The sequence below is a fragment of the Bartonella sp. OC16QHHD genome (assembly GCF_042194035.1).
Classification (GTDB): Bacteria; Pseudomonadota; Alphaproteobacteria; order Rhizobiales; family Rhizobiaceae; genus Bartonella.
In genome coordinates, this window is the sequence record NZ_JBHIMJ010000079.1 from 53,715 (window position 1) to 69,157 (window position 15,443).

The 15,443-nt window shown below is 38.2% G+C and carries 14 protein-coding genes and 3 pseudogenes; 6 read left to right on the forward strand and 11 right to left on the reverse strand.

All coding sequences use genetic code 11. The features are described from left to right. Nucleotides 1-78: 78 nt before the first annotated feature. The 9 genes and pseudogenes from tolR to ACFIK1_RS07615 form a co-directional block, all read right to left on the reverse strand. Entirely contained in the window at nt 79-531 is a 453-nt protein-coding gene (gene tolR / locus ACFIK1_RS07575) for a protein TolR (RefSeq protein ID WP_375633421.1), read from the reverse strand. 15 nt (nt 532-546) lie between these two features. Continuing rightward, nucleotides 547-1,260: a protein TolQ gene (tolQ, locus tag ACFIK1_RS07580; RefSeq protein ID WP_375662504.1), complete on the reverse strand. Its 714-nt coding sequence runs from the start codon at nt 1,258-1,260 to the stop codon at nt 547-549. Between the two features lie 1,752 nt (nt 1,261-3,012). Next, nucleotides 3,013-3,453 (reverse strand): tol-pal system-associated acyl-CoA thioesterase, encoded by a 441-nt coding sequence (ybgC, locus tag ACFIK1_RS07585; RefSeq protein WP_375642891.1) that lies wholly within the window; start codon nt 3,451-3,453, stop codon nt 3,013-3,015. Nucleotides 3,454-3,670: 217 nt separating this feature from the next. After that, nucleotides 3,671-4,765 (reverse strand): Holliday junction branch migration DNA helicase RuvB, encoded by a 1,095-nt coding sequence (ruvB, locus tag ACFIK1_RS07590; RefSeq protein WP_375662505.1) that lies wholly within the window; start codon nt 4,763-4,765, stop codon nt 3,671-3,673. A 13-nt stretch (nt 4,766-4,778) separates the two neighbouring features. Beyond that, nucleotides 4,779-5,393 carry a Holliday junction branch migration protein RuvA gene (gene ruvA / locus ACFIK1_RS07595; protein WP_375636471.1) on the reverse strand — a complete coding sequence of 205 codons (615 nt, stop codon included), beginning with the start codon at nt 5,391-5,393 and terminating at the stop codon, nt 4,779-4,781. Nucleotides 5,394-5,406: 13 nt separating this feature from the next. After that, complete coding sequence (gene ruvC, locus ACFIK1_RS07600; protein WP_375633424.1) at nt 5,407-5,922, reverse strand: crossover junction endodeoxyribonuclease RuvC; 516 nt, start codon at nt 5,920-5,922, stop codon at nt 5,407-5,409. A 1,305-nt stretch (nt 5,923-7,227) separates the two neighbouring features. Beyond that, nucleotides 7,228-7,479, reverse strand: a pseudogene (locus ACFIK1_RS07605) (DUF1465 family protein); the annotation flags it as partial. Nucleotides 7,480-7,491: 12 nt separating this feature from the next. Next, the gene (locus tag ACFIK1_RS07610) at nt 7,492-8,010 is read right to left on the reverse strand and encodes a DUF1465 family protein (RefSeq protein WP_375662506.1); all 519 of its coding nucleotides are present in this window, start codon (nt 8,008-8,010) and stop codon (nt 7,492-7,494) included. A gap of 181 nt (nt 8,011-8,191) precedes the next feature. Further along, a pseudogene (locus tag ACFIK1_RS07615) lies at nt 8,192-9,335 on the reverse strand (OpgC family protein). Between the two features lie 364 nt (nt 9,336-9,699). Here ACFIK1_RS07615 and ACFIK1_RS07620 point away from each other — a divergent pair. Both ACFIK1_RS07620 and ACFIK1_RS07625 read left to right on the forward strand, forming a co-directional pair. Next, nucleotides 9,700-10,362 (forward strand): thiamine phosphate synthase, encoded by a 663-nt coding sequence (locus ACFIK1_RS07620; protein ID WP_375662507.1) that lies wholly within the window; start codon nt 9,700-9,702, stop codon nt 10,360-10,362. A gap of 310 nt (nt 10,363-10,672) precedes the next feature. Then, entirely contained in the window at nt 10,673-11,413 is a 741-nt protein-coding gene (locus ACFIK1_RS07625; RefSeq protein WP_375636475.1) for a TIR domain-containing protein, read from the forward strand. 276 nt (nt 11,414-11,689) lie between these two features. Here ACFIK1_RS07625 and ACFIK1_RS07630 read toward each other — a convergent pair whose 3' ends face one another. Together ACFIK1_RS07630 and ACFIK1_RS07635 are read right to left on the reverse strand one after the other, a co-directional pair. Beyond that, nucleotides 11,690-11,998, reverse strand: a complete 309-nt coding sequence (locus ACFIK1_RS07630; RefSeq protein ID WP_375627984.1) for a type II toxin-antitoxin system RelE/ParE family toxin — start codon at nt 11,996-11,998, stop codon at nt 11,690-11,692. Continuing rightward, complete coding sequence (locus ACFIK1_RS07635; protein WP_375662508.1) at nt 11,976-12,224, reverse strand: antitoxin; 249 nt, start codon at nt 12,222-12,224, stop codon at nt 11,976-11,978. The genes ACFIK1_RS07630 and ACFIK1_RS07635 overlap by 23 nt, the downstream gene beginning before the upstream one ends. 406 nt (nt 12,225-12,630) lie before the next feature. On the opposite strand from ACFIK1_RS07635, the gene ACFIK1_RS07640 reads away from it, so the two are divergent. From ACFIK1_RS07640 to ACFIK1_RS07655, 4 genes and pseudogenes are all read left to right on the forward strand, one after another. Beyond that, nucleotides 12,631-13,032 (forward strand): helix-turn-helix domain-containing protein, encoded by a 402-nt coding sequence (locus tag ACFIK1_RS07640; RefSeq protein ID WP_375634419.1) that lies wholly within the window; start codon nt 12,631-12,633, stop codon nt 13,030-13,032. A gap of 368 nt (nt 13,033-13,400) precedes the next feature. Further along, nucleotides 13,401-13,766, forward strand: a complete 366-nt coding sequence (locus tag ACFIK1_RS07645; RefSeq protein ID WP_375617863.1) for a helix-turn-helix domain-containing protein — start codon at nt 13,401-13,403, stop codon at nt 13,764-13,766. Nucleotides 13,767-14,108: 342 nt separating this feature from the next. Continuing rightward, nucleotides 14,109-15,152 carry a tetratricopeptide repeat protein gene (locus tag ACFIK1_RS07650; RefSeq protein WP_375633431.1) on the forward strand — a complete coding sequence of 348 codons (1,044 nt, stop codon included), beginning with the start codon at nt 14,109-14,111 and terminating at the stop codon, nt 15,150-15,152. A 165-nt stretch (nt 15,153-15,317) separates the two neighbouring features. Beyond that, nucleotides 15,318-15,443: pseudogene (locus tag ACFIK1_RS07655) on the forward strand (transcriptional regulator); the annotation flags it as partial.

Sequence of the window (15,443 nt, forward strand, 5' to 3'; positions counted from 1 at the left end):
TTTCATTTTTAATCACTCTATGCTCTTTTAAAAACATCTTAAAAACAACCGGTTATGCACAATTTTATTACTTATTATTTATTGTGCTAAACTTGCTAACGCAACTTGAGAAAACCCCGCTTTTTGAATATCCGCCAGCAGTTTTAATACTTGTTGATATTCAACAGTTTTGGCAACCCGCACAAAAACCCGTTGATCTTTTTGTGTAGCATCTGCTTCCAGAAGAGTTTTCAGGTGTGCAATCAGTGCCTGTGACGTTTCATAATAATCTTGATTAATGGCAAAGCGCCCTTGCGCGTCAAGTGAAACCGTAAGGGGTGTTTTTTGAGCTCGTATGGGACCCGCTTGACTACGAGGCAAATCTAGAGGAACACCGTTCACTAAAAGGGGAGCAGAGACCATAAAAATAATCAACAAGACCAGCATGACATCCACAAAAGGAGTGACATTGATCTCACTCATCAGTTGGCTTCGTGAATGATGCCGCCTACGTGTATTTTTGCGAGAAGAAGAAGCAACAGAAACGCCCATGGGATAAGATCCTTTTTATAAAGAGGAAGGTGCTGTGCGTGTTTCATCAATACGCCGCGATACAATTGTTGAAAATTCATCGGCAAAATTTTCTATTTGTGCAATGATGCGCGCACTTTCATGAGTCAACTTGTTATAAGCAATAACAGCTGGAATTGCTGCAAACAAACCAATAGCGGTTGCCAAAAGCGCTTCTGCAATCCCTGGCGCGACAATGGCAAGTGATGTATTTTGAGAAGCTGAAATAGAAAGAAAAGACTCCATAATACCAATAACTGTTCCAAAAAGTCCGATAAAAGGTCCCGCAGATCCCAGTGTCGCAAGAAAACTTAATTTTGATTCTATTTTTTCACTTTCACGTCCCAGCGTCAAATCCATAGCCTTATCAATTCTGCTCTGCAAACTTTTCGATGTATGGGTCCCTTTTTCAAAAGATTTTTTCCATTCAACCATTGCTGCCATAAAAACTGCGGATATACTATTGGTACGTTGACTTTTGCATGATGCATAAAGATCTTCTAGCGCTTTGCCAGACCAAAATGTGCGTTCAAACTGCTTTATTTCACGCCGTATTCTCCGATACGTAAAAATTTTATCAAAAATAATTGCCCAACTCCAGATAGAAGCGAGCAGCAACCCGATCATAACACCTTTCACGATCCAACTCGCTTGCATAAACAAATGCAACATTCCAATTGTTTCTGGATTCGTTAGTTCTACATGCGGCATAATTTTTGTCCCTCTAAATGAAAGATGCATTTTTTAAAATTTTATAAAACAGATTATTTTATAGTTTCTAAATTTAAGTAAAGACTCTAGTTTCACATAAATCCATGCGCTAAAACAAGACTTGTTTCTTAAATTTCCTTAAAAAGTGATGACGAGAGACATCCCTCAATGCACGCCCCCCTCATTTCACAACAGCATTTATGAAAAATATAACGATAAGGACTTCTCCATAAATGCTATAAAAATAAAAGATATAAAAATGCATAATATAAAATCTATTATGCACCACCATCTTTACGCTTATGAAAAGAACGCTAAATCATCATACGCGTTTCTAGCTTAAAATGCTGCAATAAGTCTTAGCACTTGAAAAGATTCGTAAGAGGTATTTTATTCCTTTCTTAAGTGTTTTTGTATCCACTCACCAACTCCGCTTGTGACATGTAAGAAAATGTTTTTGATTAATTCTCGGCAATAGAGCTTGAAAAGAAAAAGTTTTACAAGTTTCAGAATTATCTGAAAGTGACAACGCAATGAATTATCATTGTAAATAAATATGTTATCATCATAAAAGATGACGCTTTGCCTCAGGCTATTATTTCTCTCATTTTCCATCGAATTGAATACGGGGTACACCATCGGGCACAAAAAACGACAATAAACCACCATAAAATGCCTCACAACAATGCGCCTCACCCATACACCCCTATTATAAGTCCTATATAATCTAGTGTAAGTCTCATGTAATCTCATTGTGTTGTGAATTTACCCCTTTCAATCCCTATCATCTCTCTGGCATCATGGTGTAACGTACAAGTTTCTGTGATATGAAAAAAGCCTTTTCACATCTTTACTTTATGAAAACCGGCTTCTTCGCTCTCTTTGCTCACTTGCGATATTTGATCGTTATTGCATTGAGAATGATCCATAAGGAACATTTTTACAATTTTTTCAATAATTTATATTGCTCTCTTATGATGTGTAAGCAAATGATTTTAATTGTTTCAACATGAACAGATTTGAAATGAAAGTATTTTATTCTATTCCTCTATTAGGGTTTGTGCCCGTAAGAAGTGATAATTTATCTTTCTAAGTCAATATATTATATAGAATAATATGCTTTTGAAACTTTAAATGCAAGAATGCATTTCTGCTTTGCATACATTGATCTCTCACTCATTCACTACGTTTAGAAGCGCACATAAATCGCGCATTATAGCACATAAAGTCATGCATGATGGATAGAAATGGATGAAACACGCGCTTTTGTGATGCCAAATGATAATCCAGTAAAAAAACAAATCAAATTGCTTAAAAACACCCTTTAGGTGTTTTGAGACAATTTTCGACCTAATAGCTTATTATCACTTTATTGCAATATTGTGCTGGGTATGTGCATTTTTATAAAAATAAATCTTAATCCATTTTTATTTTTTTTATATTTTGTACTTTTTCGCTGCTTTCTGATACCAAAAAACCTTTCTTCAAAAGAAAGAAAAATATCTTGAGTTTATAGCAGAAAATGGATGAGGCGACATTGATTTTGAATCATAACATGGATAAGGCGTGTTTAATTTTGTGGGATATCATCTTCAATTTATTGTAGTTATTGTAGCAGAGGTGCTTTCTTTTGCTGTATCGTGTAACCTTGTTGGAAAACATTTAGGCTATGATAAATGTATAATCTTAGATTGTAGATTACTTTATATCTGCTGATCTTTCCTGAAACTGCTAATTCAATGAATAACACTTTTAACCAAGCATTTTTGCAAAAAGTTCTTTGGGTAAACGTCGCGGTTTTGCCTGCTCATTAATCAGAGCAATTTCAACTTTGGCTGTTACCAACGTGGTCATCTCATGCAAAATAGATTGCTCCATAAAAAAGCGGGCCCCTTGGATATGAGTAACACGTGTTTTAACGACTAAAAGATGATCAATTTTAGCTGGTCTTGAAAAATTAATTTCCATATGACGAACAACAAAAAATAGTTTTTCCCCCTCACCCCCTGCTGCTAACATCTTATTATTAAAACCGGTATCCCGTAAAAACTCTGAACGTCCTCGTTCAAAAAATTCAAGATAACGCGCATGATAAACTACACCGGAAAAATCTGTATCCGCAACATAAACGCGGACCTGAAAATTATGAAAAGCGTTTGTATGATTGCTCTTAAAAGGTGTTATTTCTGTCATCGACTTCATATCCCATAAAATCATCTAATATAGCAAATTATCTATCAATCAAAAGATTGAACACATTTTTGTGTTGAAGTTGTGAAAAGCAAAAGCAAAAAATCTTTAATAGTGCCAAACCTTTTTAGCCAGAATATGCTAAAAGAAGGCACGTCTCTTGTATTTTATGAACTTGCTATAAAATATTCACATAGTTTCTTTTAATAAAGAGAATGTCTTAGTCATCTTCCCCATCCCATAAAGATGTCTGAAGTGATGAATTCTCTTGAGCACCAGAAAGTTGAGAACGCCTTTGTATAGACGTTGTAGAGGCTGGAGCAGAAAGCCCTAAATGGCTCCAAGCCTTTTCAGTTAGAATACGTCCACGAGCAGTTCTTTGAATAAACCCTTGTTGGAGCAAATACGGTTCAACAATATCTTCAATGGCATCGCGTGGTTCTGATAAAGCAGCAGCAATTGTTTCAATCCCCACCGGTCCCCCTAAAAAAGTTTCCGCAATCAGGAGCAAGTAGCGACGATCAAGCGGATCAAGACCAAGATAATCGACCTCGAGGCGCGAAAGCGCTTCATCGGCGATTTTTTGGTCAATTTGTTTTGCTTGTTTAACCAAAGCAAAATCACAAACGCGCCGTAAAAGCCGTCCGGCAATACGAGGGGTTCCCCGTGCTCGGCGTGCAATTTCATGAGCTCCATCATCACTGATCTTGACGGAAAAAAGTCGTGCATTACGCTGCACAATATATTCCAATTCTTCTATAGTATAAAAATTGAGACGAATTGGGATGCCAAAACGGTCTCTCAGCGGCGTGGTCAAAAGCCCCAAACGTGTGGTTGCCGCTACCAAAGTAAATTTAGCCAGATCAATTTTCACCGAGCGTGCGGCCGGCCCCTCCCCAATGATCAAATCAAGTTGATAATCTTCCATGGCTGGATAAAGAATTTCCTCAATCGCCGGATTTAAGCGATGAATTTCATCAATAAACAAGACATCACGTTCTTCAAGATTGGTCAAAAGAGCGGCTAAATCCCCTGCTTTAGCGATGACCGGCCCTGAAGTAGAGCGAAAATTAACGCCTAATTCTTTTGCCATAATCTGTGAAAGCGTTGTTTTTCCTAACCCCGGTGGTCCTACAAACAAAACGTGATCCAGCGCTTCTTGCCGTGTTTTTGCTGCTTCAATAAATATTTTTAAATTAGCCCGTGCCGCTTCTTGACCAATAAAGTCATCGAGAACTTGTGGCCTCAAGGAACGATCTGGATCGTTAGGAAGGGGGGCGGAACCCAGAAGGCGTTTATCTTCATCTTTATGCATTGTTACCTTGATTTTAAGTAGGAGAAGAAAGCAATTTGAGACTATGGCGGATCAGCAGGGCAGAAGAAACAGTTTCCCCCTCAAGAGCATTCATCGCAAGAGCAAGAGCACGGGATGCATGTTCCCGTTCAAACCCTAGCTTCATCAACGCGGAAAGCGCATCATGCGCAGGTTGATTGGTCATCTCACGCTGAGGCACCGAAACAGTCTTGACCACTTGTTCAAAGGGGAGTGTTTTACTTTTCAGTTCACCCACAATTCTTTCACTGACTTTTTTACCAACGCCCGGCGCTCGACTAATCATCGCAACATCATTTAAAGCAATAGCCTGTGCAAGTTCATCTGGCGATAAAGTACCCAAGATTGCCAAAGCAACCTTTGCCCCTACTCCAGGAACATTTTGTAGAAGACAAAACCACTCCTGTTCAGCTCTTGTAGCAAAACCAAAAAGGCGGATTGCATCTTCCCGAACATGCGTTTCAATAAAAAGGCTTAACGCCTCCCCAACCGAGGGTAAAGAAGGACGCAGACGATTTGACACAAAAACAACATACCCCACACCGTGAACATCAAGAAGGATATGATCATCAAAGATATGTTCAAGGGTGCCCTTTAATTTGCCAATCATGCTTTCACCCCAATCATATCGCCATCCTTGCCTGATAAGATCGGTCAACACTCTTACGATGCATACTATGACAAAGAGCAAGAGCAAGAGCATCAGCTGCATCACTGCTATCAAATTCAGCCCGTGGGAGGAGAACTTTGACCATCATATGGATTTGTTCTTTAGCCCCATGTCCAACACCAATAACCGATTTTTTCACTTTGTTGGGCGCATATTCAAAAACAGGAAGAGTTGCTTGCGCAGGAACCAGCAATGCAATTGCACGCGCTTGCCCAAGTTTTAAAGTTGCTGTAGCATCTTTGTTGACAAACACATGTTCTACAGCAGCTTCATGGGGCATAAATTGATGCACAACCTCTGAAAGACCTTTGTGGATCTGACATAGCCTGGAAGCCAGCTCACACTGTACATCAGAAGAAACCGTCCCTGCTGCAATAAACTGAAGACGATTACCGACAACATCGATAACGCCCCACCCTGTACGCCGTAATCCGGGATCAATGCCTATAATACGAATCGTCTCTGCCATAAACTACAGTCTATACACTTTTCCCCCTTGTGAATAAAGACAAGACCACAAAGAAAACAGCAACCCAAGACAAAACCAGTAAAAAGATAATCATACCCCCAAATTTATACAATTATAACACGCAACGAACAGCATCTTTATAGAACACACTTTATGAAGCATAACTGAAATCAATCAAAACCATTCACACATTACAAGCAAGCACCCTCTAAAGCATAAAAATTCCCTTTCTATATCATATCTAATGCCATAACGGTTAAACATCGCAAGCGAGCAAATAGAGAGTGCTGGATTGTACATTCATTAAGTGTAAAGAGGCTATGCAATGGATGGTACACACTTTGCGAAAACTTTTTACATTATAGCATGACGCTACCATTATAAATCAACGCATTGATTTATAATGATAATTAATTATTTTGTATGTTGCATAAGAATCCCGAATATCCTAAGATTTTCTCATTACAAATCTGTTTATATTGAATCAATCAAAACCATTCGCTTACATATGAAACGTGGGATTGCCGTATAGAGTGAAACTGTACAAGAAAGGACTAAAAATGCCTCTAATGAATTGTCTCAAGAGCCAAGGGCTGTCACAACATTGAGGACTGGCAAATATTTTGCAAGCGTAAAAATGAGAGAGGCTCAACGGATGTGAATAAGAACTGAGAAGTGTTTTTGAATATACCCATCACACCACAATGACATTACGTAAAGAGGAACATTGCATAGAGAGGGACATTGCATGGGACACAGAGAATCCCTGAGGCATTCATTATATAGCACTTTATATGGCACTTTGATTTTGGATATTTTATTTTACGCGAGGGAAATAACTTCCATTCAAAACAAAAGAAGCCCCAAAACTGCAACAATGTGTATTATCCTCATTAACACACACTTTACAGCAGCTTTATAGGCATAAATTATAGAGCATAAATAAATTAATGTACAAGCCCCTGCTCTATCTAGCGTCTAATCATTATCATAGCCAAAACAAAATCACACGATAGATCAACAGAAAGTGTTCTAGCTGCAATCAACCAAAGTCGATTTCCCACAAAGACCAACCATACCCTATTCCATGCCATAATTCGAAATCAATACCTATCCCTCTCTCAGCTATAAACTCAAGATATTTCCTACGCTCAAATAGAAATTAGGCAGAAAAAAGCACTCTAAATTGGTTTTAGTTGTGACATTTTGGTCGTAAAAAATGGGTAGATTGCTCTAAATATCGCAAGAAAGAAGCAAGGAGCTATTTTTCTCAGAACGCCCAAAAGCTGTTTTCAGTAATTCGATTTATTTTCCCACTGGATTATCATCGTTCAAAATATAGCCGCCGCTTATTGACCAAAGCGCTTAAACTACAGCAGCATCTCTAAATGAAACAAAATGCACGCTTCTAAACGTAATGAATGAGAACAAATTGACGGAAAATTTCTGGCAATTCATGCCAATGAGGGGGTTCAAGTTCCAATGTCGGTGTATGAAGTGACACTTTTACAATTGCTTTTTTATTTGTTCTGATGACATTTCCCCTTCGCGCAAAGCAAGGGAATACCTCTAAGAACGCCCAAAGGCTGTTTTGAGCAATTCGATTTGTTTTCCTACAGGGTTATCATCTTCTAGAGCACAGGAGTCCGCAGTTTCCCACCCAGCACGCATATACTGTATCCGCGCTTCTAAACGCAATGAATGAGAAACAAATTGGCGAAAAATTTCTGGCAATTCATGCCAATGAGGGGTTTCAAGTTCCAATGTCGGTGTATGAAGTGACACTTTTACAATTTCTTTTTTTATTTGTTCTGATGACATTTCCCCTTCACGCTCTGCGCGAAGAAGAAGGAGTTGAGAAGCGATTTGCATAAGTCGTGTACTTAAATACATAGCCTCTTTCGCATAGACTGCAGAAACCTCTGCCGAAAGAGAGCGTGCCACTAATTTCCCTTCTGAGTCAATATACGCTGCGGTTTTTTCAATCAGCGCCATTGTTTCTTCGTAGAGACGATTAAAAGCATTTTCAAAAGCATTATGCTCAATCATGATAATAGGTTCATCATATGGACGTTTATGTACACTCACGCTTTTATACTCCAAGTATCAGCACAAAATCATACCCCTCAACGAACAGAGTATTAAAAAGTTTCTTTTGTTGCTGTATAGAACGCTTTTTTTTTAAAACTGCTACCTCTTTTAATTTTTTTGCGCAACGCACTTTTTATACTAAGGTTAACGTGCCCAACAAACACTATAGGAATGTTTTTTATAAACGGATCATTTTCCTTGAAAAGGACCACTGCCAAGATTGCCGTTTTTCACAATAATAAGCGACTCCAAATTGCAAAGCAATACCCGTTATTATTAAGAAGGTATCGGAAAAAAACGTTTCTGTCATCACTGTTTTTATAATTTGTCCAAACATCGCAAAAATGGTTCCCGTTACAAAGACCGGTAAACTATGTTTTCCTAAAATTGCTAAAGGATGTTTTGGAGAGACATAAAACCATTTATTGACATGCGGCAAAGAAAGAATGAGAAAGGCTAATGCAAGAACATGGAGTAAACGTGGCAAGCTTAAAAAGGTTTTATTAAAGTTCAACAATGGGGAAGACCAGCCAAGCCACCCCAAAATGCCCCACCAGTTTAAGCGAACCCATAACAGCGCCAACAAGAGATACGCTGCCGCACAAACAATCCAAAAAGACTGAAAAGCGATTGTTTTTCCTTGTTTAAGCGCTAAAGTACTGGTCAATCCTATGACGAATAAGAATTGCCAAGACAAAGGGTTTAAAAACCACTTTCCTTCTAAAGGATAAGAAGGAGGAGCAATTTTATAAAATCCGCAGATAAGATACAGCGTAAACGAACCCAAAAGCAGCCACTTTGTCTGTTTACAACTCAAATAAAGGATAAAAGGCGCAAAAAACATCAAAACGATATAAAGAGGAAGAATATTATTATATCCCAATTGATGCCCAAAGCTTAAGGTACTCAAAAATGCGATACCAGGCTCTTTAAAAAAGAGTCTCATATTGTTCATTGATAAAAGTTTTTCTGTTCGCCATAATAAAAAGGCAGCAAAAAAAAAGGCTTAACGTGACAAAAGTAGTAAAAAGATATGCGCCATAGAGCTGCAGAGCTCTGTACCACAGTTTTCGGATGATAAAAGCAAAGGATTTTTGCTGTAACCGTCCATGAAAGCTTAACCCAAGAGCAATCCCTGAAAGCAAAACAAACACTTCTGCACAATCAGAAAAACCGAAATTTCTATGAGTAAAAGACTCATAGATCGTTCTGGGAATATGGTTGATGAAAATCGTCAATAAGGCTAAAGAACGAAAAACATCAATACGTGTATCACGATGAGAAGGTTGAGTATTATGCTCAAGAATACCTTGGTATTTCATCAGTGGACTCCCACACGTTGCAACCCCCTTGAAGTCCCATAAAATGGTGCTTACCCTTATTGCCAACAAGCATGAACAGGATGAAATTTTAATTTTTAAGTATCAAGTTTCATTTTAAGCGTTTATTTTTTAAAAGGCAAAAGTTTTTTAAAGGCAAAAGAACGAAAAGCATCCATACGTGTATCACAGCAAAAAGGCGACATATTATGCTTAAAAACACTTTCATTTCTCATAAGCAGGCTCCCACACACCCACAAATCCTTTAAATTACGTGAAAATGGTAGTCACTTTCATCGCAAATAAGCATAATAGAATGAAACTTTAATTTTAAGCATTATTTTTCTCTAAGAAACAGGGATTTGACATGACAGAACAAAAAAATAAACCAATTGATCCACCTCTTTTCCCTCAGTTGATTTTAACACTCGATGTTCGGCGCAACACCCCACAAACATTTTTGCAGCAAATTTTGCAAACAAAGTCTTTTGCATGCGTCATCCTCTATGATTCTGAAAAGTTGAAAGATGATGGCTCTTTTTTACAACAACAAGCGCAAACTTACGCAGAAGATATTCAACATCATGACGCAGCCCTTCTCATCGCTGATGAAAGCCGCATTGCTGGGCGCATAAAGGCTGATGGATTGCACATAGAAGATGATCTTAACGCTCTTGAAAGCTTCAAAAATCAGCAAAAGGAACAAAAAATCATAGGCTTTGGCAATTTACGCAATCGCCATAGTGCTATGCTTGCAGCGGAAACAGGTGTTGATTACCTGTTCTTTGGAAAACTCGGGGCTGATAAAAAACCCCAAGCGCACCCCCGCAATCTACAGTTAGCAACATGGTGGGCAGAAATTATGCAAACCCCCGCCATTATCCAAGCAGGAAGCGATTTTTCAACCTTTGATGAAGTCTTAAAGACTGGATGTGAATTCATTGCTGTAGAAGAAGTGATTTTTGGGAACGACAACCCCTTAATACTGCTTAAAACAATGCAAGAAAAATGTGAAAACACCCCCTTGTAATATAGGAGGAGAATTTATAAATAAAGCGTTAATAAAAATCCAAACACTCACTACTATATTACTTATATAGAACACACAATAACAGATAAAGAGAATACCTCGAAACTCAATAAAATTGCTTAATAATTCAATCAAATTGATAAAAAAAACTAGCGTCTTTTTTCATATAATATATAGAAAAAAGGATCATAGAAACTTTCTCGTTCAATGTCTTATAAAGACAAAGCATTGTGATTGGGGAAAATGGTCATTTTCAATATTGGTACTGAATACCAATAGCTGACGATACAAATATGCAGGGGACATAAAAATGCAATATAGCGGAACACTTGAAGATCTTAAAAACATAATTCGCAAAGCTGGATATCAAATCAAAGAAACTAAACCTCTATCACATCCATCCCCTGAAGGATATCAGATCAAAACCTCCGAAGGAGGCACTACTAATTGGTTTAAAAGCACAGGAAAACTTCAAGTTCAAGGCAGCGCAAACATAAAACAAAAGCTAACAGAAGATTTAGCAAAGCATCTAGAAGAAACATCAACGATTCCTTCCTCAAAAACTGCTTCCAATCCTTCAAATAAAAAAATCTTTATCGTTCATGGCCATGACCATATTGCTCTAGAGCAACTTGAACTTATTCTTCGCAGGCTTGGTCTCGAACCATACATCTTAAAAAATACTGGTGGTAATGGTTTAACCCTCATTGAAATTTTGGAAAAAGAAGCTTGTAACGATTCTATAGGATTTGGTATTGTGCTATTTACTCCCGATGATATAGGCTATGCTAGATCTGACAAGGAAAAAAAAGAACAATTTCGTGCACGACAAAACGTTATTTTTGAAATGGGCATGTTAACCGCTGCACTTTCTCGCAAAAATGTCGCTATTCTAAAAAAACAAGACCTTGAACTCCCTTCAGATTTTGGTGGGCTTAAATACATTCCTTTTAAAAAACACGTAAAAGAAACACTTCCGGATCTTTTTGATCGACTATGTGAAGCCGGCTACAATTTAGATGCAAAAAAATTTGCTACAGCATCACGTTAAATTTGAATAATGCTTATGTTTATTTTTTAAAGCGCACGCCCAAAACCACAAGACACCCCACCACATTCCACAGACACACACATCCTATAGGCTCAAAGAAACGATCCACCCCCACCCTTCTTCAAACAGCAAGCGATTGTGCAAATTTTAATGAAGAGACCGAAATTCATTACCATGGAAGAAATCATTTTAGTCTCTTTGATAAACGCGGGGATGTTGTCATGATTTTGGTAATCGTTCCAGAAAGGTTTAAGAGGCAGATAGCCTCTGATTAGATTAAAGAAAAATAGGAAATTCACGTCGGGCATGTACTACAGCTACAATTTCGATTTGATTTGCAGCTACTCGATACAATATAAGGTAATTTGGATGCGCTACAATTTCTCGTAATCCTAATACCTTCTCACTCTGTCTGTATAAATATGGATGTTCAGCCAATGGCAGTACGGATGCTTCCAAAAACCTTTTCATTCGGCGCGCAGCAGATGGATTTTCGCGAGCAATATAGGTAACATCTGACGCAAATTGTCGCGCGCCGAAGACAACCAAACAACCGGAAGCATCACTTGTCCTGTTCAGCTTCAAGCTGACTGATTATAACTTCCATTTCAGCCATAACCTCATCATGCGGAATAGGAGGATATGGATTTGCAAGACTGCTCGCTACCTTATCGCGCAGCCATGCAGTGTAGCTGCTTTCCTGTTCAATGGTTTCGAACTCTGAAATTAGCAGAGAAAGGGTGATCTTTATAACATATGTCCTTTCTATTCCTGAATATTGAAGATAATTACTCTTGGCTATGTTGTCAATACTAGCGAATTGAAAATGTTTAACTTTTAAGCGTCCAAAGTTCTTTTGATCTTAAAACTTAAGGCTTTTTAACCCTCTCAAAAAACACGGGGGCTGTTGTCATGATTTTGGTAATCATTCCAGAGAGGTTTAAGAGGCAGATAGCCTCTCATTAAAAAACAAATTTTGTAAGTAAAAAACTATTTTTATTGTAAATTTCCTGAAATTACTTTATGAATTAAAAGATGTTTTGGTCGCATACGCAACGACCAAGAGGGTCTTGAAAGCCCGAAAATCTAAACATGAATTTACCCCACTTTGTGGGTATCCCGGAATTCCGGGAGTTTTTGCTATGTCCAGGTGCTTTAAGCACTAAAAGCAAAAAAAGCTGATTAGATTTCAGTACTTTCAAGCTCCCGGAATACTCATGCGAGGGCGCTCGCGACCGGCGGGGGGCTTTAAAATGCAAACCAAAGATCTTGATAACGACATTTTCATTGGCAAAAAAATTCGTTTGAGACGAAAAATGTTGAAGATGTCTCAAAAAACATTAGGTCAGCACTTAGGTGTCACTTTCCAACAAATCCAGAAATATGAAAACGGCTTAAATCGTGTCAGCGCAGGGCGTTTAATGGAAATTTCTGATATTTTGAATGTTCCCATTGCCTTTTTTTATGCCGATATCATTACAAAACAACAGCCCGCATACCACCATGATGAAATCGCATCAAGCACAGAGGAATATCTGCTGCTCAAAAGATTTAGAACTCTCACAACGGTAAAAAAGAAAGCCTTTTTACAACTGATCTCTGAAGAGAATGCAAGCTAATATAACGCGATAGCGTGCACTATTCAAAGTCCCCTTTGTAACACTTTATTGCTTGAATGCAAAACATACCACCCCTCCATTTTAAAAAACGACACGTTAAGAGACACTATTTTAATTTTTATTGTAAATTTTTTGAAATTACTTTATGAATTAAAAGATGTTTTGGTCGCATACGCAACGACCAATAGGGATTAAAAGCCTGAAAAACTCAAACATGAATTTACCCACTCCTGTGGGTATCCCGGAATTCCGGGAGATTTTGCTATGTCCAAGTGCTTCTCAGCACTAAAAGCAAAATGCTGATTTGAGTTCAGTGCTTTTAACTCCCGGAATACTCATGCGAGGGCGCTCGCAACCGGCGGGGAAAAATGCAATCTCAAAATCTTAATATTGATCTTTTTATTGGCAAAAAAATTCGTTTGAGACGAAAAATGCTAAAAATGTCTCAAACAACTTTAGGACACGCTTTAGGTGTTACTTTCCAACAAATCCAGAAATATGAAAACGGCTTAAATCGTGTCAGCGCAGGGCGATTAAAAGAAATTTCTGATATCTTGAATGTTCCACTTTCCTTTTTTTATGCCGATATCTTAACAAAACAACAGCCCGCATACCTTCATGATGAAATCGCATCAAGCACAGAGGAATACCTGCTGCTCAAAAGATTTAGAACTCTCACAACGGTAAAAAAGAAAGCCTTTTTACAGCTGATCTCTGATGAGAATGCAAGCTAACATCACACGGATAGCGCACTATTCATAAGCATTCATACGTATTTTAAAAAGCAACCTCCATTGTAAGCATTTTTTCATTTTAAGAGGAGAAGCCCTTGATATAATAGAAGATAAGCATCTTTATATACGATAACCCTTCATCATTATTATTTTTAACAGAACTATTTTAAACAGTCTGTCTCTCGTCGACATTTATGCTACTTTTTTAACTTACCCAACCCTACCTTGAACCAAGACGAAAAACTGAGAGATAAAAAGTAATATAGAAATGAAATTCTTATACGGCTTGTAATGATGAAAAAAAAATGTGAAAATTCTGATCGGTAATGAGGAGAAAACACCATGATCAAGAGAAGCGTGAAGCTGCTTATCTTAGGCGTGATTGGGCTTGCAAGTTCTGCTGTAAGTTCAGCGGGAAACACTGAAGAAATCTCAAATTCTGAAAGCTCTTTCAATACGATTCAAGAAGCTTCAAACACTCAAGAACCTTTTCAGCCCTTAAAAGCTGGAGACTATGACCAAGCCTATGACTATTACATCCAAGGTTATTATTTAAAAGCTTTTCGTGAAGCACTCCGACGTGCTGAAAAAAATGATCCTTTTGCACAAACTCTTCTTGCCCGAATTTATATGGAAGGATGTGCTGTTCCTATTGACGGTGCGCGTGCTGCTTTATGGTTTGAACGCGCCGCAAAACAGGGGGAACCCCAAGCACAACTACGCTATGGACTTATGTTGTTTGATGGTCACTTTATAAAACAAAATCAAGAACTTGGTGCGCAATTCATTCAAAAAGCTGTCAAAGCAGGCGTCAAGGAAGCCTATTTTTATTATGGACAACTGCTTCTTTATAAAGCCTCACAGGAAAAACAAGCTCTCCCTGGTGTTTCTTCCCAAAGTCGTGAAAATGAAGCAATAGAGCAAGCCTTAAAATGGTACTTAAAAGGTGCTGCTCTTGGGGATGCTGAAGCGGCTTTTTCTGCTGCAAAAATTCTTTCCTTAGGCACATTAAAACGACCAAAAGATGATCACAATGCCCGCAAGCTCATGGAAGTAGCAGCTCAAAACAACCACTTAAAAGCTCAACTTCATTTAGCACAATGGCTTGTACAAGGGCGTGGAGGAGAAACAGATTTTCAGCGTGCTTTTCATTTACTTCACAGAAATGCCGTCAACATGATTGCACCAGCACAGATTTCCCTTGCAAGGCTTTATCGAGATGGCACAGGAACAAAAGGCGATATAATAATGGCAGCGGCATGGTATATGCTTGCAAAGGAGGCAAAAATGCAAGCTCCTGATCTTGAAATAATGCTCCAAGGCATGGACAAGACACAACTAGAAAAAGCGCACAAAGAAGCAATAAAGCTCCTTCCTGTTTTTTAAAATACTCCTCTCTGCTTCAAAAAGATAAAATTTATAGAAATTCCGGGAGATTTTGCTCTGTCCAGGTGCTTTAAGCACTAAAAGCAAAAAGGCTGATTCGGACTCAGTGTTTTTAACTCCCGGAATACCAACGCGAGGGCGCTCGCAACCGGCGGGGGCTTTAAAATGCGAGCCAAAAATCTTGATAACGACATTTTCATTGGCAAAAAAATTCGTTTGAGACGAAAAATGCTAAAAATGTCTCAAAAAACATTAGGTCAACATTTAGGTGTTACTTTCCAACAAATCCAG

Excerpts from the sequence above, each read along its gene's own strand:
- tolR (WP_375633421.1), bottom strand. The coding sequence starts at position 531 with ATGGGCGTTTCTGTTGCTTCTTCTTCTCGCAAAAATACACGTAGGCGG.
- tolQ (WP_375662504.1), bottom strand. The coding sequence starts at position 1,260 with ATGCCGCATGTAGAACTAACGAATCCAGAAACAATTGGAATGTTGCAT.
- ybgC (WP_375642891.1), bottom strand. The coding sequence starts at position 3,453 with ATGACAGAAATAACACCTTTTAAGAGCAATCATACAAACGCTTTTCAT.
- ruvB (WP_375662505.1), bottom strand. The coding sequence starts at position 4,765 with ATGCATAAAGATGAAGATAAACGCCTTCTGGGTTCCGCCCCCCTTCCT.
- ruvA (WP_375636471.1), bottom strand. The coding sequence starts at position 5,393 with ATGATTGGCAAATTAAAGGGCACCCTTGAACATATCTTTGATGATCAT.
- ruvC (WP_375633424.1), bottom strand. The coding sequence starts at position 5,922 with ATGGCAGAGACGATTCGTATTATAGGCATTGATCCCGGATTACGGCGT.
- ACFIK1_RS07620 (WP_375662507.1), top strand. The coding sequence starts at position 9,700 with ATGACAGAACAAAAAAATAAACCAATTGATCCACCTCTTTTCCCTCAG.
- ACFIK1_RS07625 (WP_375636475.1), top strand. The coding sequence starts at position 10,673 with ATGCAATATAGCGGAACACTTGAAGATCTTAAAAACATAATTCGCAAA.
- ACFIK1_RS07640 (WP_375634419.1), top strand. The coding sequence starts at position 12,631 with ATGCGAGGGCGCTCGCGACCGGCGGGGGGCTTTAAAATGCAAACCAAA.
- ACFIK1_RS07645 (WP_375617863.1), top strand. The coding sequence starts at position 13,401 with ATGCAATCTCAAAATCTTAATATTGATCTTTTTATTGGCAAAAAAATT.
- ACFIK1_RS07650 (WP_375633431.1), top strand. The coding sequence starts at position 14,109 with ATGATCAAGAGAAGCGTGAAGCTGCTTATCTTAGGCGTGATTGGGCTT.